The sequence below is a fragment of the Microlunatus spumicola genome (assembly GCF_039536445.1).
Taxonomy (GTDB): domain Bacteria; phylum Actinomycetota; class Actinomycetes; order Propionibacteriales; family Propionibacteriaceae; genus Microlunatus; species Microlunatus spumicola.
Map to the genome: position 1 here is coordinate 255,435 of NZ_BAAAYR010000004.1, position 21,069 is coordinate 276,503.

A 21,069-nucleotide genomic window follows, 5' to 3' on the forward strand; every position below is an offset into this window, starting at 1 on the left:
CGGGTCACCGCCACTGCCGGGCACGTCGTCGGCCTGCGGGCTCCTCCTGCTGCCTGGGCACCGGGAAGACCTCCGGACCGGCGATCGCTTGCGGAACAACATACGTGAAATTACATGCCTGTCAATACCTGTGAGGACGGCAAGAATGCCCTCGACCGGCGTGGCGGGCCCCTGTGACTGGTGTGACGAAAGATACTGGCGGGTCGGCTGCTACGTGGCCCTCGAGCCAGGTAAAGGACGTCCGCGCGGGCTCAGGACCGCTCAGGACGGCTCAGGTGCGGTCGGTCGGGGCCTGGTCCTCGGCGCGGCCCGCGGGCAGCTCCGGCGGCACCGACGGGGGCCAGCCCGCTCCCCCGGACGTCCCCCAGCCCTGCGCCGGCGCACCGCGGGCGGCGTCGCCGGCCCGGCTCCACACCGCGCCGGCGGCCGTGTCCTCGGTCCACGACGGCTGGAGGTCCGGGTCGGGCTCCGGCTCCGGCTCGGGTGCGGGCCCCGCCGCGTCCTGCGTCAGGGCTTGCTGCTCCTGCCGGCCGGGCTCCGGACGGGCGAGGGCGAGCAGCGCCAGGCCCACGACGACCGGGACGGCGAGGTCGGGCAGGCTCCAGACGAGGTTCCAGCCGGCCACCGTCAGGTCGGTCAGGCCGAGCGCGACGAGCGTGGCCGCCAGCGAGACCACCGTCAGGACGGTGCCCCACACCGCCAGGCGCCGCCGGGCGGGGACCACGGGGCCGAGGAAGCAGGCCGCGACCAGCACGCCGACGAGGACGGTGAGGGCGGCGTCGCCGGCGTTGGGCGCCAGCCGGGCCGCCGCGACCGCCCGCGAACCGCCGACGGTCACCACCTCGGAGAGACCGAGCACGACGCGGGCCGCCGCGACCACCGTCAGCACGACGAGGGCGACGACCGCGAGCGGTGCCCGCAGGGCGGTCAGGCGGTCCACGGGTGCAGCGTACGGCGGTGCCGCCCGCACCGGGTGGAAGACTTCCGCCGTGCAGATCGTGGTGCTGGCCGGCGGCGTGGGTGGTTCCCGGTTCACCGCGGGGGTGCGGCGGGCCTACCCCGACGCGACGATCACGGTCGTGGGGAACACCGCGGACGACATCACCATCCACGGGCTGCGGGTGTGCCCCGACCTCGACACCCTGATGTACACCCTCGGCGGGGGCGGGGACGCCGAGCGCGGCTGGGGCCGGCTCGACGAGAGCTGGCGGGCGATCGAGGAGCTGCGGGCGTACGGCGCGGAGCCGACCTGGTTCGGCCTGGGCGACCGCGACCTCGGCACCCACCTGGTCCGGACGGAGCTGCTCGCGGCCGGCGTCCCCCTGTCGGAGGTGACCGCCCGGCTGTGCGCGCGCTGGTGGGCCCACGACCCCGGCCTGCGGCTGCTGCCGATGACCGACGACCCGGTCGAGACGTACGTCGACATCCCCGACGCCGACGCCCCCGGGGGTCGACGGTCGGTGCACTTCCAGGAGTACTGGGTGCGCCTGCACGCCGGGCCGGAGGCGCTCGCCCTGCGCCAGGTGGGGATCGAGGCGGCGCGTCCCGCGCCCGGGGTCCTGGAGGCCGTCGCCGCCGCGGACCTGGTGCTCGTCGGTCCCAGCAACCCCGTCGTCTCGATCGGCCCGATCCTCGCCGTTCCCGGCGTCCGCGAGGCCCTGCGCTCCGCCCCCGCCCCCGTGCTCGGCTTCTCCGGCATCCTGCACGGCGCGCCCGTGCTGGGCATGGCCCACCGCCTGCTGCCGACGATCGGCGTGGCCGTGGACGCGGCCGCGGTCGGGCGCCACTACGGCTCGCGGCGCGCCGACGGCGTCCTCGACACCTGGGTGGTCGACACGGCCGACGCCGGCTCGGCGCCCGCGCTCGAGGCCGACGGGCTGCCGACGCTCGTGCGGGACCTGGTCATGAGCAGCCCGGACGCGACGGCGGTGTTCGTCCGCAGCACCGTGGACCAGGTGCTCGCGTGACGGCCGGACCCGTGCGCTCGGAGCTGCTCGTCGTCGGGCTCGGCGGCATCGGCGAGGTCGCCCCCGGGGACGACCTGGTGACGACCGTCCTCGCGGCGGCCGACGCCGACCCGGCCGGACCCCTGCGCGACGGCGACGTCCTGGTCGTCACCTCCAAGGTCGTGAGCAAGAGCGAGGGCCGCGCCGTCCCCGCCGCCGAGCGTGAGGCGGCGATCACCGAGGCGGCCGTCCACACCCTCGCCCGTCGCGGACCGACCCGGATCGTGCGGACGCGCGCCGGCCTCGTGCTCGCCGCGGCCGGGGTCGACAACTCCAACGTCGAGCCCGGCGAGGTGCTGCTGCTCCCCGTCGACGCCGACGCCAGCGCCGCCGCCCTGCGCGCCGGCGTCCGGGAGCGGACCGGCCGCCAGGTGGGCGTCATCGTCTCCGACACGCTCGGCCGCGCCTGGCGGATGGGCCAGACCGACGTCGCCATCGGCTCCTCCGGCGTCCGGGTCGTCGAGGACTACTCCGGGCAGCGCGACCCGTACGGCAACGACCTGCACGTGACCGCCGTCGCGCTGGCCGACGAGCTGGCCGCCGCGGCCGACCTGGTGAAGACCAAGCTGGCGGGCCGGCCGGTCGCCCTCGTCCGCGGGCTCGCGCACCTGGTGAGCGACGCGGAGGGCACGGCGCACGACCTGACCCGGCCGCCGGCCCAGGACATGTTCGGCCACGGCAGCCAGGAGGCCGTCCTGGCCGCCGTCCTCGACGCGGTCGGGCAGCCGGAGCGCTACGACGCGCTGCTCGCCGTCCCCCCGGGCGAGCGGGCCGCCGCCCTCCTGCTGGGACCCGGCGCGCCGCACCTCGAGCCCGCCGCCGCCGCGCTCGTCGAGCGGGTGCTGGGCGTGCAGCTCACCGGCGGCGGACGCTGACCGCGTCGTGACGGGACCCGGGCACAGCGTCGGCGACTAGGATCCGTGGCGTCGCGGTGCACCCGCGGCGTCCGTCCCTGGGCCCCTGGCCCGCCCGTGAGCCCGCTCGCCCGCCGCCCCCGAGGAGCATCCGCCGTGACCCACGCCCCCATGCCGAAGCCGTCCGCAGGACGCAGCGACGGCCAGGGTGCCGGGCCGAGGAGCGGCGGCGCCGGAGGCAGCGGCAAGGGTGGTTCCGGGAGCCGCCGCGACCGCCTCGCCTCGTTCGAGAAGGCCCGCAAGGCCGAGCAGCGCCGACGGACGATCCTCCTGCTGTCGGTCTGCGTGGTCGTCGCGGCCGCCCTGCTCGCCTACCCGATCTACCTCGTGGCCAAGGACTCCAAGGCGACCGCTGCCGGCCTCGCGTCGATCGGCGTCCCGGTCGCCGACGCCGGCTGCGACCCGGTCGCGGAGAACGCGGCCACCGGCAACCAGGAGCACGTCGCCGAGGGCACCAAGGTCGACTACGCGCAGTCCCCGCCCGACTCGGGCAAGCACTACCCGTCGCCGGCGTCGTTCACCAAGCACTTCTACTCGACCGACGACCGGCCCGCGATCGAGACGCTCGTGCACAACCTCGAGCACGGCTACACGATCGCCTGGTACCGCGCCGACGCCCCGGCCGACGACGTCACCGCCCTGCGCCAGGCCGCCAGCACCTTCGGCAGCGAGACCTACGACCCGACGCAGAAGTTCATCGCGGCACCGTACGAGACCACCGACGGCACGTTCCCCGAGGGCAAGGACGTCGTCCTCGCCCGCTGGACGGCCGACCCGCAGAACCCGGGCGACCAGACCAAGCAGAAGGGCGTCCGGCAGCTCTGCACCCGCGTCAGCGGTCAGGCGATCTCGGACTTCATGGCTCAGTACCCCTACTCCAGCTCCCCGGAGCCGAACGCAGCCTGATCCTCTGTCTCCGCTCCGCTCCGACGCGGCCGGTGCTCTGATCCGCCGCCTTCCTCCCTGCGCGTGACGCCGCCGGGCTCCTGCCTCCGTCACGTCCGCGGTCAGGGCGACGTCACGCTCCGGTCGTCCAGGCAGCGGCGCACCGACCGGCGCGGGTCAGGAGGTCCGTGCTCACGTCACACGTGAGTCAGGTGCGCGTCACGCGTAAGAAGTGCCGAGCTGGGCCGTCACCGTGGCGACGAGCTCCTTGATGCGCTCGGCCTCGCTCGCGGGGCAGACCAGCGTGATCTGCGGCGTCTGGACGATGACCATGCCCGACAGGCCGACGACGGCGACGAGGCGGCCGTCCTCGGACTGGTTGATCACCAGGTTGTCGTGGGCGTCGACGAGGACGCTGACGCCCTGGATGGCGTTGCCCCGCTCGTCGCGCGGCAGGTGCTCGCCGAGGGCCGCGAACCCGCCGACGTCGTACCAGCTGATCGGCAGCCGGACGGCGACCACGCGGGCGGTCCCCTGGCCCTGCGACACCGGCTCCATCACCGCGTAGTCGACGCTGATCTTGAGCAGGCGCGGGTAGATCTCGTCGACCCGGTCCGGGGCGGCGGCGAGCGCGGTGACCGCGGCGTACGTCTCCGGCTGCAGCACCTCCAGCTGGCCCAGCAGGGTCGCGGCACGCCACACGAACATGCCGGAGTTCCACCAGTACTCGCCCGAGTCCAGGTAGTGCTCGGCCGTCGCCCGGTCCGGCTTCTCCTTGAACGCCCGCACCGTGCAGACGTCGGGGTGGCCGGGCATCTCCTCGCCGCGCTGGAGGTAGCCGTAGCCGGTGTGCGGCGACGTGGGCACGACGCCGAAGGTCACCAGCGCGTCCGGCGCCTCCTCCGCGACGGTGAAGCCCTCCACCAGCGCGGCCTGGAAGGCCTCCACCGGGTTCATGATCTGGTCCGCCGTGACGACGGCGATCACCGCTTCGGGGTCGCGGGCGGCGAGCAGCGCGGCCGGCCAGGCGACGGCGTTCAGGGAGTCACGGCCCTCGGGCTCGCCGAGGATGTTGGCGACGGGCAGCTCGGGCAGGTCGGCCGCCACGGTCGAGGCGTAGTCGGCGCCCGTGCAGACGAGGATGTTCGCGTCCGGCACCAGCCCCTCGACCCGCTCGTACGCGAGGCGCAGCAGGCTCTTGCCGCCGACGACCTTGAGGAGCTGCTTCGGCATGTCCTGCCGCGAGAGCGGCCACAGCCGCTTGCCGGAGCCGCCGGCCACGATCAGGACGTAACGCATGCGGAGAAGGCTAGGTGAGAACCCGCCTCCGGGGGCGGACCTCCGCGTACGCCGCGGGCCGCCGTCCGCCGACGGCCTGGGTACGCTCCGGGCGTGCCGCTGATCGCCGAGCTCCTCGCCCGCCGCGTCCGCTCCGCCGGTTCGGCGCCGCTGGTCACCTACTACGACGTCGACGAGGGGTCGCGGACCGAGCTGTCGGCGACCACGTTCGCGAACTGGGTGGCCAAGACCAGCAACCTGCTGACGGACGAGCTGCTGCTCGACCCCGGCGCCTCGGTCGAGCTGCTCCTCGCCGCCCGGCACCCGGGCCACTGGATGACCCTGGTCTGGGCGACGGCGTGCTGGCAGACCGGTGCGGTCGTCACCCTCGGGCGGCCGGAAGAGGCCGCGCTGGTGGTCTGCGGCCCCGACCACGCCGACGTCGACCCCGGGGACGCGGAGCTGGTCGCCTGCTCCCTGCACCCGCTGGGCCTGGGCCTCACGCCGCCGGTGCCGTCGCGGGTCGTGGACTACGCGACCGAGGTGCGTGCCCAGCCCGACGTGTGGAACGTCGTGCCCGTCGCCACCGACGCCCTCGCGTGGCTCGACGCGGAGCGCGAGCTCGACCAGACGGGGCTGGTGGCCGGCGGCCCGGCCCCGGCGCAGCGGCTCCTCGTCCGCCCGGGCGGACCCTGGGAGACCCTGCGCGACGCCGTGGTCACCCCGCTGCGCGACGGCGGCTCGTCAGTGGTCCTGGTCGGGACCACCGACGAGCAGCGCGTGCGCGAGATCGGGCTCAGCGAGCGCGTCGACGCCCTCGTCGCCGAGCCCGAGGGTCTCCAGACGTCCTAGACGTCGCGGTTGGTCGTGTCCCCGGCGAGGCCCTGCTGGGCCAGCCGCACGGCCTCCGAGGTCCCCTCCGGCGGGTCGTCGGTGGCCGGCGGCACGTCGTCCTCGGCGAAGTCCGACACCCCCGCCGCGACCCGGTCCTCCTCGACGAGACGCTCCAGCGCGTCGTCGTCCTCGCGCAGCGGCATCCCGCCGTGCACGCGGCGGTCGTGGTGCAGACCGCCGTCCTCCTCGGGCTCCAGCACGTCCTCGAACGGCTCCGGCACAGCTCCTCCTCGGTCACGTCACTGATCGGAGGTCGAACGTAACCGACCCGCTCCGACGGCCGCGGCGCACCCCGGGCCAGACTGTCCCCGTGGCGTACGACCCCGTCCTCGCCGACCGCATCCGCATGGTGCTGGCCGAGGAGCTCCTCGGCGGCGAGCTCGACGACGACGAGGGCGACCTCGGCCTGGTCGAGGAGAAACGGATGTTCGGCGGGCTGGGGTTCATGGTCGCCGGCCACCTCGCCGTCTGCGCCGGCTCGAAGGGCGACCTCATGGTCCGCGTCGACCCCGCCGACCTCCCCGCCCTGGTCGAGGACGCCGCCGTCGAACCCATGGCCATGGCCGGCCGCACCTCGAAGAGCTGGGTGAACGTCGCCCCCGAGGCCCTCGACACCGAGACCCTGACCTCCTGGGTCACCCGCGGCGTCGCCGCCGCCCGCACCGCCCCGCGCAAGTAGCCCCCGACCGGTACGTCACCCCGCCGACCGGTACCCGATCCCGCTCACGGACTCCCCTGAACCGGGAAGAGGTACCGCTCGCGAGGGCTTGGAGCTCGACCACCGCCGTCCGGGGCGCCGGTGCCTGGACGACCGGAGGCGGAGGCCCCGCGGCACAGACGCGCCCGAGGCCCTGACTCGCGGGCTTCCGCCGGAGGGAGGAAGGCAGCGGACCAGAGCCCCGGGCGCGTCGGAGCGAAGCGGAGACAGAATTATGAGTTCTGCGGGAACCCCAGGTTGATCCCGCCGTGGCTCGGGTCGAGCCAGCGGCTGGTGACGACCTTGCCGCGGGTGAAGAAGTGCACGCCCTCGACGCCGTGGGCGTGCGTGTCGCCGAACAGCGAGTTCTTCCAGCCGCCGAACGAGTAGTACGCCATCGGGACGGGGACCGGCACGTTGATGCCGATCATGCCGACCTTGACCTCGTTCTGGAACTGCCGGGCGGCGCCGCCGTCGTTGGTGAAGATCGCCGTGCCGTTGCCGTACGGGTTGTCGTTGATCAGCTGGACGCCCTCGGCGTAGCTGTCGACGCGCACGACCGAGAGCACCGGGCCGAAGATCTCGTCGGTGTAGATGCTCATGTCCGTGGTGACGTGGTCGAAGAGCGTCGGGCCGACGAAGAAGCCGTTGCCGTCCGCGTCGACCTCCGGGTCGCGCCCGTCCACGACGACGGTCGCCCCCGCGGCCTCGCCGGCGTCGATGTAGCCGGAGACGCGCTCCTGGGAGGCGGAGGTGACCAGCGGGCCCATGTCGCAGCCGCGGGTGCCGTCACCGGTGCGCAGCCCGACGGTGCGCTCCTTGATCTTCTGGACGAGGGCGTCGGCGATGTCGCCGACGGCGAGGACCGCGGAGATCGCCATGCAGCGCTCCCCCGCCGAGCCGTAGCCGGCGTTGACGGCCTGGTCGGCCGCAAGGTCGAGGTCGGCGTCGGGCAGCACGAGCATGTGGTTCTTGGCCCCGCCGAGCGCCTGGACGCGCTTGCCGTGCGTGGTGCCGGTCTCGTAGACGTAGCGCGCGATCGGGGTCGAGCCGACGAAGCTGATCGACTGGACGTCGGGGTGCGTCAGCAGCCCGTCGACGGCGACCTTGTCGCCGTTGAGGACGTTGAAGACGCCGTCGGGCAGCCCGGCCTCCTTCCACAGCTGCGCCATGAACAGCGCCGCGGTCGGGACCTTCTCGCTCGGCTTGAGCACGACGGTGTTGCCGGCGGCGATGGCCAGCGGGAAGAACCACATCGGGACCATGGCCGGGAAGTTGAACGGCGAGATGATGCCGACCACGCCGAGCGGCTGGCGGACCGAGTGCACGTCGACCCGGGTCGAGGCGTTCTCGGTGAACGCGCCCTTGATCAGGTGCGGGATGCCGCAGGCGAACTCGACGACCTCCTGGCCGCGGGCGACCTCGCCGCGGGCGTCGGACAGCACCTTGCCGTGCTCGCTGGTGATGATGGCGGCGAGCTCGTCGGCGCGCGCGTTCAGCAGCTCGCGGAACGCGAAGAGCACCTGCGTACGGCGGGCGAGGGAGGTGTCGCGCCAGCCCGGGAACGCGGCGGCGGCGCCGGCGACGACCGCCTTGACGTCGTCCTCGGAGGCCAGGGCGAGCTGGGCGCTGACCTCGCCGGTCGCCGGGTTGGTCACGTCGCTGAAGCGGCCGCCGGAACCTTCGTAGGTCGCGCCGTTCAGCCAGTGGTGGAGGGTGGAGGCCATCGCAGGTGTCCTTGCTGTGTCGTCGGTTGCTGGAGTCTAGGAGCGGGTGAGGGTGGCGGCCGTGGCGTCGGAGAAGTGCTGCCGCACGAGGTCCACGGCGGCGTCGCGCTGGCGTTCGGAGATCGCGCGCGCGTCCTCCTCGAAGCCGAAGACGCAGCTGCTGACCACGCCGTCGAAGCCCACGGCGGCGAGGGCCGCGAAGACCTCGTCGTACGGGACCTCGCCGCGGCCCACCTCCATGTGCTGGTGCACGCGGACGGGGTTGCCGGGCGGGTTGGTGATGTAGCGCAGCCCGTGCGAGGCCGTGTGGTCGAAGGCGTCGGCGAGGTGCACGTACTCCACCTTCGACCCCGCCGCCGCGATGACGTCGGCGGGGGCGTGCCGCTGGTGGAAGGCGTGCGGGGTGCAGTAGAGGAAGCCGACGTTCTCGCGGTTGAGGCCCTTGATCATCCCGACCGCGTCGAGGCCGTCCTCGATGAAGTCGTCGGGGTGCGGCTCGAGGACGAGCCGGACGCCCTCGCGCTCGAGGACGGGCAGCAGCTCGTCCATCGACCGCAGGAACATCGCCTCCGCGGTCTCCGGGTCCTCCGGGCGCCCGTTGAACTCGGAGTTGAGGATCTCGACCTCCAGGTCGACCGCGATCTGGATCGCCCGCTTCCACGAGCGCACCGCCGCCTGGCGCTGGTCCTCGCTCGGTCCGGCCCAGCGGTTCAGCGGGATGATCGACGCGATGCCGACCCCCGCGTCCGCGGCGACCTTCTTGAGCCTGCGCACGCCGGCGTCGTCGATCCGCGGGTGCCGGAAGAACGGGATGAAGTCGTCCTTGGGCGACAGCTCGATCCACGCGTAGCCGAGGCTCGCCGCGACGTCGGGCAGCTCGAAGACGCTGCTCGTCGCGAAGAACATCTGCGGGTCGAGGGCCAGCTTCACGGCCGGCCGCCGATCAGGTCGGGCTCGGTGATGCCCGGCTCCGCGTCGGTGCCGAGCGCGGCGGCGGACGCCGGGGCGCCCGGCTTCGCCTTCAGCTCGACGGGGACCTTCTCGCCGGTCTGCACGGCCTTGACCCCGGCCTCGCACACGGCGACGGCGGCGTAGCCGTCCCACACGCCCGGTCCGTCGATCGTGCCGCGCGACGCGGCGGCGACCCAGCGCTGCAGCTCGGTGTCGTAGGCCTGCCCGAAGCGCTCGACGAAGCCCGGCGTGATCTGCCCGCCCCAGCGACCGTCGGTGCTGGTCCGGACCAGGTTCTGGTCGAGCCCGATCGTGGCGCTGCCGGTCTCGCCGACGACCTCCGTGCGGACCTCGTACGCGATCCCCGTGCGCACGTAGATCTCGTCGGTCACGAGCCGGCCCGAGGCGGTCTCGAAGACCACGATCATCGGGTCGGACGTGCCGGCGGGCGCCGCGGACGTCGCCACGCCGCGCAGGACCCGGACGGAGGTGATCTCCTCGTCGAGGAGGAACCGCGCGACGTCGACCTCGTGCACCACCGAGTCCCTGATCATGAACTCGGAGTTGAAGAACTCCGGCACGCTCGGGTTGCGGTGGGTGCAGTGGACGAGCAGCGGGTTGCCCAGACCGCCCGTGGTGATCAGCTCCTTGAGCGCCACGTACTCCGCGTCGAAGCGGCGCATGAACCCGAGCTGCACGAGCGGCCGCCCGAGCGCCGCCTCGGCCTCGACCAGCGCGTACGAGGAGTCCTCGTCCGTGGTCAGGGGCTTCTCGCAGAGCACCGGCTTGCCGGCGTCCAGGCAGGCCTGGACCTGCTCGGCGTGCGCCTTGCCCGGGGTCGCGATCAGCACCGCGTCCACCTCCGGGTCGCGGATCGCCTCGAGCGGGTCCGCGACGACGCGCGCCCCGATGCGGCCGGCGACCTCGGCGGCCTTGTCGGGCGCGAAGTCGTTGACCACGACCACCCGCGCACCCTTGGTCCGGGTCGCCAGCGCGTCGGCGTGGAAGGCGCCCATCATGCCGACGCCGAGGACGGCGACGCGGAGGTCGCTCGCGGGCTCAGCCACGGTTCACCTCGACGACCCGGTGACCCAGGTCGATGTCGGCGCCGCTGCAGGACTGCAGGTAGGTCCGGGTGCGCTTGGCGATCGGCAGCGGGACCTCCGGCGTCGTCGGGTAGAGGTCGTGCTCGATGATCCCCGAGATCGGACGGTTCAGCGCGGCCAGCGCGTCGAGGACCGGCGGCATGTCCGGCACGCCGAGCGGCGGCTCGATCATCGAGCCCATCCGGACGGCCTCGGGGAAGGACAGGTCCTTGTCGAGGACCTCGGCGACGATCTCGGGGTTCACCTGCTTGAGGTGGACGTAGCCGATGCGCTCCGGGTACTTGGTGATCAGCTCGACGGAGTCACCGCCGTAGTAGGCGACGTGGCCGGTGTCGAGGCAGAGGTTCACGAACTCCGGGTTCGTCGACTCCAGGAACCGCTCGATGTCGGGCTGGTAGCCGACGTGGCTGTCCGCGTGGCTGTGGAACTGCACGTGCAGCCCGTACTCCTCGAGGATCCGGCGGCCCAGCTCGTCGTGGCCCGAGGTCAGCGCCGTCCACTGCTCGTCGGTGAGGTCGCAGCTCTCCAGGTTGGCCCCGGTCTTGTGGTCGCGCCACACGTCCGGGATGACGACGATGTGCTCGCCGCCGACGGCCTTGGTCAGGGCCGCGACGTCGGTGACCTGCTTCCACACGGAGTCCCACGAGTCGGGGCGGTGCAGGTGCGAGAACACCGTGCCGGCCAGCACGCTCAGGCCGTGCGCCTCCAGGGTGTCGGCCAGCTCGCGCGGGTCCGAGGGGAGGTAGCCGTACGGGCCGAGCTCGATCGCCTCGTAGCCGGCCTCCACCACCTCGCGGAGGAAGACGTCGGCCGAGACCTGCTCGGGGTCGCTGGGGAACCACACGCCCCAGGAGTCGGGGGCGGTTCCGATGGTCAGCTTGCCAGGCACTGAGTGGTGCTCCTTCTGCGGTGGAGGGCGGTCGTACGCGGGTGCGGCGGGGTGGTCGGTCGAGGGTCAGGGCACGCGCGGCGGCGTGAGGAACAGCCGCTGGCGAGCCTTGTGCTCGTCGTAGGTGGTGCGGGCCTGCTGCGTGGACTCGAGCGTCGAGGTCGCGCTCACGGGCACGTCCCACCAGGACTCCGACGACGGCGCGTCGATGAACGGGTCGGTCTCGACGTAGATCACCACGGGCTCGGACCCCGCCTTGGCGACCTTGATCGCGTCGGCGAGCTCCGCCATGGTCCGGGCCTTGATCACCTCGAGGCCGAAGCTCGCGGCGTTGGCGGCGAGGTCGACGGGCAAGAAGTCGCCGTCGAGACGGTGGCTCTGCGCACCGCGGGCGCGGTAGCGGGTGCCGAAGCGCTGCGACCCCAGCGACTCCGACAGCGCACCGATCGAGGCGTAGCCGTGGTTCTGCACGAGGACCGTGATGAGCTTGACGTGCTCCTGTACGACGGTGGCCAGCTCGGTGGCCATCATCAGGTAGGAGCCGTCGCCGACCATGACGAACACGTCGCGGTCCGGGCACGCCATGGCCACCCCGAGGCCGCCGGCGACCTCGTAGCCCATGCACGAGTAGCCGTACTCGACGTGGTAGCCCTTCGGGTCGCGCGTGCGCCACAGCTTGTGCAGGTCGCCGGGCATCGAGCCGGCCGCGCAGACGACGACGTCGCGGGGGTCGGACAGCTCGTTCACCGCGCCGATGACGGCGTTCTGGCTGAGCAGGCCCTCGTCGGTCTCCGGCTGGGCGAAGACCGACGTGACGGTGCTCTCCCACTCCGCGTCGAGCGCGGTGTAGCGCTCGACGTAGGCCTGCTCGACGCGGTGGCCCTCCAGCAGCCCGGTGAGCGCGGTCAGCGCCTCGCGGGCGTCGGCCACGACCGAGAGCCCGGCCTGCTTGACCGCGTCGAGGCCGGCGACGTTGATGTTGACGAAGGTGACGTCCGGGCCCTGGAACGCCGTCCGGCTCGCCGTCGTGAAGTCGGAGTAGCGGGTGCCGATGCCGATGACCAGGTCGGCCTCCGCGGCGATCGCGTTGGACGCGGTCGTGCCCGTGGAGCCGATCGCGCCGAGGCACTGCGGGTGGTCGAAGACGAGCGTGCCCTTGCCGGCCTGCGTCTGCCCGACCGGGATCCCGGTCGCCTCGCAGAACGCGGCCAGCGCGTCCGTCGCGCCGGAGTAGTGGACCCCGCCGCCCGCCACGACGAGCGGACGCTTCGCGTTCCGGATGACCTCGGCCGCCTGCGCCAGCACGCGGGTCTCGGGCAGCGGGCGGGCGATGTGCCAGACCCGGCGCTCGAAGAGCTCGACCGGCCAGTCGTAGGCCTGCACCTGCACGTCCTGCGGGAAGCAGACGGTGACCGCGCCGGTGGCGGCCGGGTCGGTCAGCACCCGCATCGCGCTCATCAGCGCGGGGGCGAGCTGCTCGGGGCGCCAGACCCGGTCGAAGTAGGCCGAGAGCGGGCGGAACGCGTCGTTCACGGTGAGGTCGCCCGCGTACGGCTGCTCGAGCTCCTGCAGCAGCGGCGAGGCCGAGCGGTCGGCGAAGGTGTCGGCGGGCAGCAGCAGGACGGGCAGCCGGTTGATCGTCGCGAGGGCGGCACCGGTGAGCATGTTCGTCGCGCCGGGACCGACGCTGGTCGACACGACCCAGGTCTGGCGACGCTCCTTCATCCGCGCGTACGCGACGGCGGAGTGCACCATCGCCTGCTCGTTGCGCCCCAGCACGTACGGCAGCAGCTCGGGCTGCTCGAGCTCGGCCTGCAGCAGCGCCTGGCCGATACCCGCCACGTTGCCGTGGCCGAAGATGCCGAAGCAGCCGGCGAAGAGCTTCTGCTCGATGCCGTCGGACTCGCTGTGCTGGGCGCCGAGGAAGTTGATGGTGGCCTGCGCCACGGTCATCCGCACGGTCTTGCCCATCAGGATCGCTCTCCAGTCAGTCGCGGGTCGACCTGCTCGTCCGCCCACGTGCTGCGGATCCAGGTCTGGTCGGGGTGGTCGCTGATCAGCCAGGCGCGCCCGCCCTGCGCCTCGGCAGCAGGGTGCGGCGGTCCGGCCATCACGTTCAGGTAGTACATGGCGTGGCCCGGGGCGGCGACCGCCGGTCCGTGCCAGCCGAAGGGGACGAGCACGACGTCGCGGTCGTGCACCTCCTCGGTGATCTCGATCGGGTGCCCCGGCGAGGAGGACGTGCGGAAGAAGCCCAGCCCGGGCTGCCCCTGCGGGCCGGCGGCGATCTCGAAGTAGTAGATCTCCTCCAGCTCGCTCTCGGTCGCGCTGGCCTCGTCGTGCTTGTGGGCCGGGTAGGAGGACCAGTTGCCGTCGGGGGTGATGACCTCGCAGGCGATGATCGCGCCCGCGTCGAGGTGGTCCGGGGTGCCGAAGTTGCGCACCTGGCGGCTCGACCGCCCGGCACCGCGCAGCTCGACGGGCACGTCGGCGGCCGCGCCGTAGCGGACCGGGAGGTGCCGGTCCGTCCTGGCTGTGCAGAGGGCGAACCGTCCCCCGCGCTCGCTGAGCAGCGTCGCCGTCGTGCCCGGGGGCAGGTAGGCGAAGTCCGTCGGCCCCGCGAACACGTCGGCGCGGCCGGCGAGGTCGAGGTGGCTGCCGTCGGCCTCGACGGACACGGCCCCGCTGAGCGGGACGACGACGACCTCGTCGTCGCCCGTGGAGAAGGCGTGCTCCTCGGCGGCCGCCAGCGTTACGACCCGCAGGCCGGAGTAGCCCCAGCCCGCGGACTCGGGGGTGACCTCGAGGTCGTAGCCGTGGGCCGCCGCCGTGCCGGCGGGCAGGTGGTACGCCTTCTCGGGGACCTGGCTCAGCGGCTGCTGCTCGAGCCTCACCGGACCAGCCCCACGGCGGTGTCGACGGCCTTGGCGACGTCGTCGTCGGCCGGGTAGAGCATCGTGCGGCCGAGGATCAGGCCGCGGACGGACGGCAGCGCGAGGGCGGCCGACCAGGCGGCGTACGTCTCGTCGGGCGCGTTCTCCGGGTCGCCGCCGAGCAGCAGCGTCGGCAGCGTCGTCGCCGCCATCACCCGCTCCATCTCGGCCACGACGGGCAGCTTCATCCACGTGTACGCGCTCGAGGCGCCGAGCCCGGACGCGATCGCCACGGACTTGATCACCGCGTCGGCCGTCAGGTCGTTGACGATCTTGGACCCGTGCTTGGTGGGCACCCGCCGCGACATGAAGGGCTCGACCATGGCGATCAGCCGCGCCCGGTTGAGCTCGGTGACGGCCTGCCCGCAGCGCTCGAGCGTCAGCACCGTGCCCGGGTCGTCCAGGTCGATCCGGGTCAGCATCTTCGCGCCGTCGAAGCGGGCCTCGACCGCGCCCTGGACGTCGTAGCCGGTGTTCCGGTCGTCCATCTCGAAGGACGAGCCCTGGAGACCGCCCCGGTTCATGGAGGCGAAGACGAGCTTGCCCTCGAGCGCGCCGAGCAGCAGCAGGTCCTCCGCGATGTCCGCGGTGGCCAGCAGCCCGTCGACGCCGGGCCGCGACAGGGCGGTGGCGAGCCGGTCGAGCAGCTCCACCCGGTCGGCCATGGCGTTCTTGCGGCCGGAAGCGCCCAGGGCACCGCGGGCCGGGTGGTCGCAGGCGACGATCATGAGCTTGCCGTCGTCGCCGAAGAGCGGGCGGCGCTCGCGGTTCGCCAGCAGCTCACCGATGCGCTGCGGTTCGCGGGCGCGGACCTCGTTGATCTCCGCGACGCTCGAGACGAACCGACCGTCGGACACCAGGCCCACCGCCGAGGGGCGGTGCACGGTGCCGGTCGAGAGGGCGGTCACCGGGCGGTCCCGGCGAAGTGCGATGCCAGCGAGTCGGCCAGCCGCTCGTTGGGGTCGCCCCCGGCGAGCAGGGTCTCGATCTCCTCGCTCGTCGGCATGGCCGTCGAGCACTCGAGCCGCGAGGCCACGATGGCGCCCGCCGCGTTCGCCCGCTGCAGGATCTTCTCCAGGGGCCAGCCCTCGAGCAGGCCGTGGATCAGCGAACCGCCGAACGAGTCGCCGGCGCCGAGGCCGTTGAGCGGCCGGACGGGGATCGGCGGGGCCTCGACGCGCTCGCCGGAGCGGGTCTTGGCCAGCACGCCCTTGGGCCCCTGCTTGACCACGGCGAGCTCGACGCCGGCGGCGAGCAGCGCGTCGGCCGCCCGCTCGGGCTCGGTCTCCCCGACCGCGACCTCGCACTCCTCGCGGTTGCCGACGGCCACCGTGACGTGCGGCAGCACGCGCTGCACCTGCTCGGTGGCGTGCGCCGGGGTCTCCCAGAACATCGGGCGGTAGTCGAGGTCCAGCACGGTGTGCGGCTTGCGGGCGCGGGCCTCGAGCACCGCGAAGTGGCTCTCCCGGCTCGGCTCCTCGCTGAGGCCGGTCACCGACAGCCACAGCAGGTCGGTGCCGCGGACGGCGTCGAAGTCGATGTCGCCCGGCGTGACCTGCAGGTCGGGCGCGGTCGGCTTGCGGTAGAACCACAGCGGGAAGTCGTCCGGCGGGAAGATCTCGCAGAAGGTGACCGGGGTCGCGTACGTGTGGTTGGTGACGACGTGCGCGTCGCTCACGCCGAGGTCCCGCAGCGCGCGGCGGACGAAGCGGCCGAACGGGTCGTCGCCGACGCCGGTGATGATCGCGGTGCGGTGCCCGAGGCGTGCGGCGGCCACGGCGACGTTGGCGGTGGTGCCCCCGAGGTACTTGCCGAAGGTCTCGACGTCCTCGAGGCCGACGCCCACCTGGAGCGGGTAGACGTCCACCCCGGCGCGTCCGAAGGTCAGCACCTCGAGCCCGTCGGGGGCCGACCCGTCCTCGTGGCCGGGCACGGCTGGCTGGCTGGTCATCGCTCTCCTTCGAGTTCCCGCCGGGCGGGGCTGACTGCTGCGTCGAACCTACGATCGCGGACTGACACTGTCAATCCTTTGTCCTGACAAACACGTGAAGACTTGGGCGTCTCACAGGTCGCCCTCGAGGAACTGCGCCCGCCCCAGCCCGAACGACCAGTCCTCCCGGCCGTTCGCGGCGACCGAGACCATCAGGTCCGTGGGCGCGACGCCGCACTCGGCCTCGAGCCGCTCGGCGAGGCGAGCGTAGAGCGCCTTCTTCTGGTCCTCGCTGCGGCCCTGCTGGAAGACCTGGACCAGGACGCGGTCGTCCGTGCGCTCGAAGCCGAGCCCGGTGTCCTGCAGGATCAGGTTCCGCGAGGGGTGCTCGTCGATGACCTGGTAGCGGTCGCGCGGCGGTGCCGCGAAGACCTCCTCGAGGACCTCCTGCACCACGTCCGCGAGCCGTCGCAGCGCGGCAGGCTCGCGCCCCTCGACGACGTCGATCCTGACCAGCGGCATGACGGTCCTCCTGACGAAGTTTGTCAGGACAAAGTAACAGCCGGCCCGGGAGGGAGCAAGCGCGTACGCAGCCGTGTAGCCGTGGGTGTGCGCTGCCGCACCTCGGGCACGGCGTGTCGGCTGCGCGAGGGCGCACTCGCTCGACTGACTGAGGGGAAACGCCCTCCGGCCTGGTCATACCGAGTGCGCACGAAGCGCGCGACACGCCCCGCCTGTCGCACGATCTCCGCGCAGTCGTCGCGGAACGCTCCAGGCCAGGGGCGTTCTTCGAGGTTCAGCCGCGCCGCTGCCGCAGCCCCACCAGGAACCCGGCGCCCCAGGAGAGGTGGGTCACGGCCAGGACGAGGGGCAGGCGTACGCGGGCGGCGTCGGACATCGAGCGGGACGTGACGGCCGAACCGCCGAGGATCACGCTCGCGTAGCCGGCCGGTGCGGCCCAGGCCAGCCTGAGCAGCCGGGAGCCGGTGACCGAGCCGGCGAGGCCGAGCACCGTGCCGGCCGCGATCGCCGCGGTGGCGAGCGGCGGGGCGAGGTAGCGGACGTTCGCGGTGTCGGGGTAGCGCCGGATGACCTCGCGACGCCACTTGCCGGTGTCGTACATCTGCTTGGCCAGGGCCCGCACCGACGAGCGGGGCCGGTACGTGACGCGCAGCTCCGGGGAGAACCAGATCGTGCGCCCGCTGGCCAGCAGCCGGTGGTTGAGCTCCCAGTCCTGCGCGCGGTGCATCGACTCGTCGAACCCGCCGACGGCGGTCAGCGCCTCCCGCCGGAAGACCCCGAGGAACACGGTCTCCGCCGGCCCCGCCTGGGACTCGGCGAGGTGGAAGGAGCTGCCGCCGAGCCCGAGCTTGGTCGTGTACGCCGCGGCGACGGCCTCCTCGAACGGGGTCGAGCCCTGCGCGTCCATGACGCCGCCGACGTTGGCCGCGCCGGTCTCCTCGAGCAGCTCCACGGCCCGCCGGACGTAGCCGTCGGTGAGCATGCCGTGCCCGTCGACGCGCACGATCACGTCGTGCCGGGCGGCGGCGACGCCGAGGTTGAGCGCGTGCGGTGTCCGGGAGGCCGGGTTGTCGACGACCCGCACGCGGTCGTCGGTCGCGGCCACGCGGTCGGCGATCTCCCGCGTCGCGTCACGGCTCCGACCGACCACGACGACCACCTCGAGCTCGCCCGGGTAGTCCTGGCTCAGGACCCCGGACACGGCCGCCTCGAGGTGGCGCTCCTCGTTCAGCACCGGCATCACGACGCTGACGCCGGGCCAGTCCCGCCTCACGCCGTGCTCCTGACCGTCGCCGGGGACGGGCTCAGGCAGAGCAGACCTTGGACAGGTTGGACGTGTCCACGCCCTTCTTGGCCGGGTCCGACGAGCTCGAGCCGCTGGACGACTTCTTCGGCTTGGCGCTGGCCGAGGCGTTGCCCGCGGGCGCGGCGCTCGCGGACGGCTTCGGCTCGTCCATCGCCTCGGACTTCTGGATCTGCTCGGCGATGGCGGCCTGGATCTTCGGGAAGTCCGGGTCGGCCGGCTTCTTGAGCAGCGGCGGGACGATGGCGAGGCTGCCGACGGGCTTCGTCTTCGCCTTCTGCGCCAGGTCGAGCATGGTCGAGACCTGCGAGCCGGGGATGTCGGTCGCGACGATCTCCTTGCTCGCGCTGGCGATCCCGTTGAACTTGGTCAGCACGGTCACCGGGTCGAGCTGGTTCAGCATCGCGTTCATCACGCACTTCTGCCGGACGATGCGGTCCCAGTCGCTGGAGTCGGAACGCGACCGGGCGAACCACAGCGCCTCCTTGCCGTCCAGGTGCCGGTTCTTGCCCGCCTCCACGTAGCCGTAGATCGGGTGGGTCGGCCCACCGCCGATCGGCACCTTGCGGTAGACGTCCATGGTGATGCCGCCGAGCGCGTCGACGAGGTCCTCGAAGCCCTTGAGGTCGATCAGCGACCAGTAGTTGATCGTCAGGCCGGTGACGCCCTCGATCGCCTCCTTGGTCGCCTGCGCACCCGGGTTCTTCACCTTCGGGTAGAGCTCCTTGTGGGCCATCGCGTACGTGTAGACGGCGTTGAGCATGCAGACGTCGTTGGGGCAGTCGAAGCCCTTCGGGAACTTCTTGTGCAGGGGGGAGGACGCCGGGAAGGGCGCCTTCTCCAGGTTGCGCGGGAGGCTGATCAGGACCGTGCGGCCGGTCTCCTGGTCGACGCTGGCCACGGTCATGCTGTCCGGGCGCAGGCCCGTCCGGTCCGCGCCGGCGTCGCCGCCCATCAGCAGGATGTTGATCCGCCCGGCCTTGGCGGCCTTGTCGCCGCCGCCGGCGAAGACGGTGCTGACGAGCTCGCGCTGGGCGGAGACCACGTTCGCCGAGGCGACGAGGCCGATCACGACGGCGAACGCGAGCCCGAGGCTCAGCGCCGCGAACCCCAGCCGGTGGCGTCGCGCCATCTCCGGCGGGCTGCTGATGCGCCACGCGTCGAGGAAGAGCAGGGCCCAGCCGACGCCGAGCACGACGAGCAGGACCTGGATGACGCGGAGCGTGCCCGGCGCGGTGATCGCGGTGATCGCCGCGCTGCGCGAGACGAGCACGAAGAGCCCGGCGAGGACGGCCACGACCCAGAGGCCGGCCCAGACCCGCAGCGCCGCGCGGCCGAGCCGGCGGTTGCCCGCGGCCACCTGCGCGGAGCCGGGGAGCACCAGCGTCATGAGGAGGAAGGTGAGGCCGCGGCGCAGCTTGACGCCCTCGGCACGACGCTGGGAGGTCTGCAGCGAGTCCGTGATCAGACGGTCGCGCTCGGCGTCGTCCTGGTCGTCGCGTGTGCCCTCGCGCTCGGGCGTCAAGGTGCTGGACACCGGGTGGAGCCTCTCTGCCGATGGCGGGGACGGGCCCGCCGGAGCAGACCGTTCGCCAGTATGGACAAGGACCCGGGGTGGTCGGGGTCTGCCACGCCGGGCCGGGTCCGGACCGTTCGGATTGGTCTGCGGTCTGACGTCGGCGGGCCCCTCCGCCGGTAGCCTCGACGTCATGGCGAACCGCCACGAGTCCGACCTCGACTGGCTCTACGGGCGTGAGCAGCGCCGCCCGGAGCCCGAGCCGACCCGCGTCCTGCCGCTGCCCGAGGACCACGCCGCGCGCGTCGGGGGCGGAGCCGACGGACGCGCTGACGGACGCCCGGTCGAACGCGCCGCCGCCGCTCCCCTGGCACCCCCGCAGGCGCCGCCAAGTCCCGCCGGCTACCCCCGGACCCCCGCGTACGGCGAGGGTCGCGGCTCCTTCCCGCCACCCGCGACCGTCCCCGGCGGCCCCTCCGGCCCGGCGGGACCGTACGGCCCGGGCGGACCCGGTGGACCCGGCGGAGGCCCGGCGCGCCGCCCCCGCCGCCGGCGCCCGGTGCGCACCGTCTTCCGCACGCTGCTGGTCCTCGTCCTGCTGGCGATCGTCTGGCTCGCCGGTGTGCCCGCGTACGCGTGGAGCCAGGTCGGCCGCGTCGACGACACGCCCAGCGGGCGGCGGCCGGGCGACCAGCCCGGGGAGACGTTCCTGCTCGTGGGGTCCGACTCCCGCGAGGGCCTGAGCAAGGCCGAGCAGAAGAAGCTCGGCACCGGTTCGGTGGGCGGCCAGCGGACCGACACGATCATGCTCGTGCACCGGCCGGTCACCGGGAAGCCCGTGCTGGTCTCGCTCCCCCGCGACTCCTACGTCGCCATCCCCGGGAACGGCACCAACAAGATCAACGCCGCGTACGCCATCGGCGGGCCCGACCTGCTGGTGCAGACGGTGGAGCAGGACACCGGCCTGCGGATCGACGGCTACGCGGAGGTCGGCTTCGGCGGGTTCGTGTCGGTGATCGACGCCCTGGGCGGGATCCGGATGTGCGTCCCGGCGGCGATCAAGGACCGCGACTCCCACCTCGACCTGAAGAAGGGCTGCCAGACCCTCGACGGGACGACGGCGCTGGGCTACGTGCGGATGCGCAAGGCCGACCCGCGCGGCGACCTGGGGCGGGTGGAGCGGCAGCGCCAGATGCTGGCCGCCGTGGCCGCGAAGGCCGCGTCGCCGGCGACGCTGCTCGACCCCGTCCGCTACTGGCGCCTGAGCACGTCGACGGCCGCGGCGGTGAAGATCGGCCAGGACACGACGATCCTCGACACCGCGCAGGCCGCGCTGGCGCTGCGCAGCGTCTCGGCCGGTGACGGGCTCACCCTGACCGTCCCCGTGTCGGACCCGGGCTACAGCTCGCCCGTCGGTTCCGCGGTGCTGTGGGACGACGCGGCGGCGCAGGACATGTTCAAGGCGATCGCCCGGGGCGACACCTCCAAGCTCGCCAAGTACGCCAGGTAGGTCCGGCG

At 73.1% G+C, this 21,069-nt stretch carries 20 protein-coding genes; 6 read left to right on the top strand and 14 right to left on the bottom strand.

Annotation, left to right across the window (positions count from 1 at the left end; all coding sequences use genetic code 11):
• Positions 1 to 271: 271 nt before the first annotated feature.
• A complete protein-coding gene (locus ABD665_RS14345; protein WP_204913324.1) occupies positions 272 to 940 on the bottom strand; it encodes a hypothetical protein in 669 nt (222 codons plus the stop codon).
• Positions 941 to 989: 49 nt separating this feature from the next.
• On the opposite strand from ABD665_RS14345, the gene cofD reads away from it, so the two are divergent.
• The 3 genes from cofD to ABD665_RS14360 all read left to right on the top strand — a co-directional run bounded on the left by cofD (position 990) and on the right by ABD665_RS14360 (position 3,826).
• Complete coding sequence (cofD, locus tag ABD665_RS14350) at positions 990 to 1,967, top strand: 2-phospho-L-lactate transferase (protein WP_204913325.1); 978 nt, start codon at positions 990 to 992, stop codon at positions 1,965 to 1,967.
• The gene (cofE, locus tag ABD665_RS14355; protein ID WP_204913326.1) at positions 1,964 to 2,881 is read left to right on the top strand and encodes a coenzyme F420-0:L-glutamate ligase; all 918 of its coding nucleotides are present in this window, start codon (positions 1,964 to 1,966) and stop codon (positions 2,879 to 2,881) included. Before cofD ends, cofE begins: the two co-directional genes overlap by 4 nt.
• 135 nt (positions 2,882 to 3,016) lie before the next feature.
• Positions 3,017 to 3,826 (top strand): DUF3105 domain-containing protein, encoded by an 810-nt coding sequence (locus tag ABD665_RS14360; RefSeq protein ID WP_204913327.1) that lies wholly within the window; start codon positions 3,017 to 3,019, stop codon positions 3,824 to 3,826.
• 198 nt (positions 3,827 to 4,024) lie between these two features.
• Here ABD665_RS14360 and ABD665_RS14365 read toward each other — a convergent pair whose 3' ends face one another.
• The gene (locus tag ABD665_RS14365; protein WP_204913328.1) at positions 4,025 to 5,104 is read right to left on the bottom strand and encodes a sugar phosphate nucleotidyltransferase; all 1,080 of its coding nucleotides are present in this window, start codon (positions 5,102 to 5,104) and stop codon (positions 4,025 to 4,027) included.
• A 93-nt stretch (positions 5,105 to 5,197) separates the two neighbouring features.
• Here ABD665_RS14365 and ABD665_RS14370 point away from each other — a divergent pair, with 93 nt between their 5' ends.
• The gene (locus tag ABD665_RS14370; RefSeq protein ID WP_204913329.1) at positions 5,198 to 5,935 is read left to right on the top strand and encodes a TIGR03089 family protein; all 738 of its coding nucleotides are present in this window, start codon (positions 5,198 to 5,200) and stop codon (positions 5,933 to 5,935) included.
• Here the strand turns inward: ABD665_RS14370 and ABD665_RS14375 are convergent.
• Positions 5,932 to 6,198: a hypothetical protein gene (locus ABD665_RS14375; protein ID WP_204913330.1), complete on the bottom strand. Its 267-nt coding sequence runs from the start codon at positions 6,196 to 6,198 to the stop codon at positions 5,932 to 5,934. The genes ABD665_RS14370 and ABD665_RS14375 overlap by 4 nt on opposite strands.
• Positions 6,199 to 6,287: 89 nt before the next feature.
• Between ABD665_RS14375 and ABD665_RS14380 the strand changes: the two genes are divergently transcribed.
• Complete coding sequence (locus ABD665_RS14380; RefSeq protein ID WP_204913331.1) at positions 6,288 to 6,656, top strand: TfoX/Sxy family protein; 369 nt, start codon at positions 6,288 to 6,290, stop codon at positions 6,654 to 6,656.
• 251 nt (positions 6,657 to 6,907) lie between these two features.
• Here ABD665_RS14380 and ABD665_RS14385 read toward each other — a convergent pair whose 3' ends face one another.
• From ABD665_RS14385 to ABD665_RS14435, 11 genes are all read right to left on the bottom strand, one after another.
• Positions 6,908 to 8,401, bottom strand: a complete 1,494-nt coding sequence (locus ABD665_RS14385; RefSeq protein ID WP_204913332.1) for a CoA-acylating methylmalonate-semialdehyde dehydrogenase — start codon at positions 8,399 to 8,401, stop codon at positions 6,908 to 6,910.
• Positions 8,402 to 8,437: 36 nt separating this feature from the next.
• Positions 8,438 to 9,331 carry a TIM barrel protein gene (locus ABD665_RS14390; RefSeq protein WP_204913333.1) on the bottom strand — a complete coding sequence of 298 codons (894 nt, stop codon included), beginning with the start codon at positions 9,329 to 9,331 and terminating at the stop codon, positions 8,438 to 8,440.
• Positions 9,328 to 10,419 carry a Gfo/Idh/MocA family protein gene (locus ABD665_RS14395; protein ID WP_344742470.1) on the bottom strand — a complete coding sequence of 364 codons (1,092 nt, stop codon included), beginning with the start codon at positions 10,417 to 10,419 and terminating at the stop codon, positions 9,328 to 9,330. The genes ABD665_RS14390 and ABD665_RS14395 overlap by 4 nt, the downstream gene beginning before the upstream one ends.
• On the bottom strand, positions 10,412 to 11,347 hold the full coding sequence (locus ABD665_RS14400; protein WP_204913334.1) for a TIM barrel protein: 936 nt from the start codon (positions 11,345 to 11,347) through the stop codon (positions 10,412 to 10,414). Before ABD665_RS14400 ends, ABD665_RS14395 begins: the two co-directional genes overlap by 8 nt.
• Positions 11,348 to 11,413: 66 nt before the next feature.
• Positions 11,414 to 13,318 carry a 3D-(3,5/4)-trihydroxycyclohexane-1,2-dione acylhydrolase (decyclizing) gene (gene iolD, locus ABD665_RS14405; RefSeq protein ID WP_204913335.1) on the bottom strand — a complete coding sequence of 635 codons (1,905 nt, stop codon included), beginning with the start codon at positions 13,316 to 13,318 and terminating at the stop codon, positions 11,414 to 11,416.
• Positions 13,318 to 14,241 (bottom strand): 5-deoxy-glucuronate isomerase, encoded by a 924-nt coding sequence (gene iolB / locus ABD665_RS14410; protein ID WP_344742471.1) that lies wholly within the window; start codon positions 14,239 to 14,241, stop codon positions 13,318 to 13,320. The genes iolD and iolB overlap by 1 nt, the downstream gene beginning before the upstream one ends.
• Complete coding sequence (locus tag ABD665_RS14415; RefSeq protein WP_425562180.1) at positions 14,238 to 15,101, bottom strand: Cgl0159 family (beta/alpha)8-fold protein; 864 nt, start codon at positions 15,099 to 15,101, stop codon at positions 14,238 to 14,240. Before ABD665_RS14415 ends, iolB begins: the two co-directional genes overlap by 4 nt.
• A gap of 83 nt (positions 15,102 to 15,184) precedes the next feature.
• Entirely contained in the window at positions 15,185 to 16,231 is a 1,047-nt protein-coding gene (gene iolC / locus ABD665_RS14420; protein WP_204913336.1) for a 5-dehydro-2-deoxygluconokinase, read from the bottom strand.
• Positions 16,232 to 16,342: 111 nt separating this feature from the next.
• On the bottom strand, positions 16,343 to 16,732 hold the full coding sequence (locus tag ABD665_RS14425) for a tautomerase family protein (protein ID WP_204913337.1): 390 nt from the start codon (positions 16,730 to 16,732) through the stop codon (positions 16,343 to 16,345).
• A 274-nt stretch (positions 16,733 to 17,006) separates the two neighbouring features.
• Positions 17,007 to 18,005 (bottom strand): glycosyltransferase family 2 protein, encoded by a 999-nt coding sequence (locus ABD665_RS14430; protein WP_344742472.1) that lies wholly within the window; start codon positions 18,003 to 18,005, stop codon positions 17,007 to 17,009.
• 31 nt (positions 18,006 to 18,036) lie between these two features.
• Complete coding sequence (locus ABD665_RS14435) at positions 18,037 to 19,572, bottom strand: LCP family protein (protein WP_344742473.1); 1,536 nt, start codon at positions 19,570 to 19,572, stop codon at positions 18,037 to 18,039.
• Between the two features lie 172 nt (positions 19,573 to 19,744).
• Here ABD665_RS14435 and ABD665_RS14440 point away from each other — a divergent pair, with 172 nt between their 5' ends.
• The gene (locus ABD665_RS14440) at positions 19,745 to 21,061 is read left to right on the top strand and encodes an LCP family glycopolymer transferase (RefSeq protein WP_204913338.1); all 1,317 of its coding nucleotides are present in this window, start codon (positions 19,745 to 19,747) and stop codon (positions 21,059 to 21,061) included.
• Positions 21,062 to 21,069: the final 8 nt, after the last annotated feature.

Coding starts and splice junctions, on each gene's coding strand:
- ABD665_RS14365 (WP_204913328.1), bottom strand. CDS start 5,104: ATGCGTTACGTCCTGATCGTGGCCGGCGGCTCCGGCAAGCGGCTGTGG.
- ABD665_RS14385 (WP_204913332.1), bottom strand. CDS start 8,401: ATGGCCTCCACCCTCCACCACTGGCTGAACGGCGCGACCTACGAAGGT.
- iolD (WP_204913335.1), bottom strand. CDS start 13,318: ATGGGCAAGACCGTGCGGATGACCGTGGCGCAGGCCACCATCAACTTC.
- iolC (WP_204913336.1), bottom strand. CDS start 16,231: ATGACCAGCCAGCCAGCCGTGCCCGGCCACGAGGACGGGTCGGCCCCC.
- ABD665_RS14425 (WP_204913337.1), bottom strand. CDS start 16,732: ATGCCGCTGGTCAGGATCGACGTCGTCGAGGGGCGCGAGCCTGCCGCG.
- ABD665_RS14440 (WP_204913338.1), top strand. CDS start 19,745: ATGGCGAACCGCCACGAGTCCGACCTCGACTGGCTCTACGGGCGTGAG.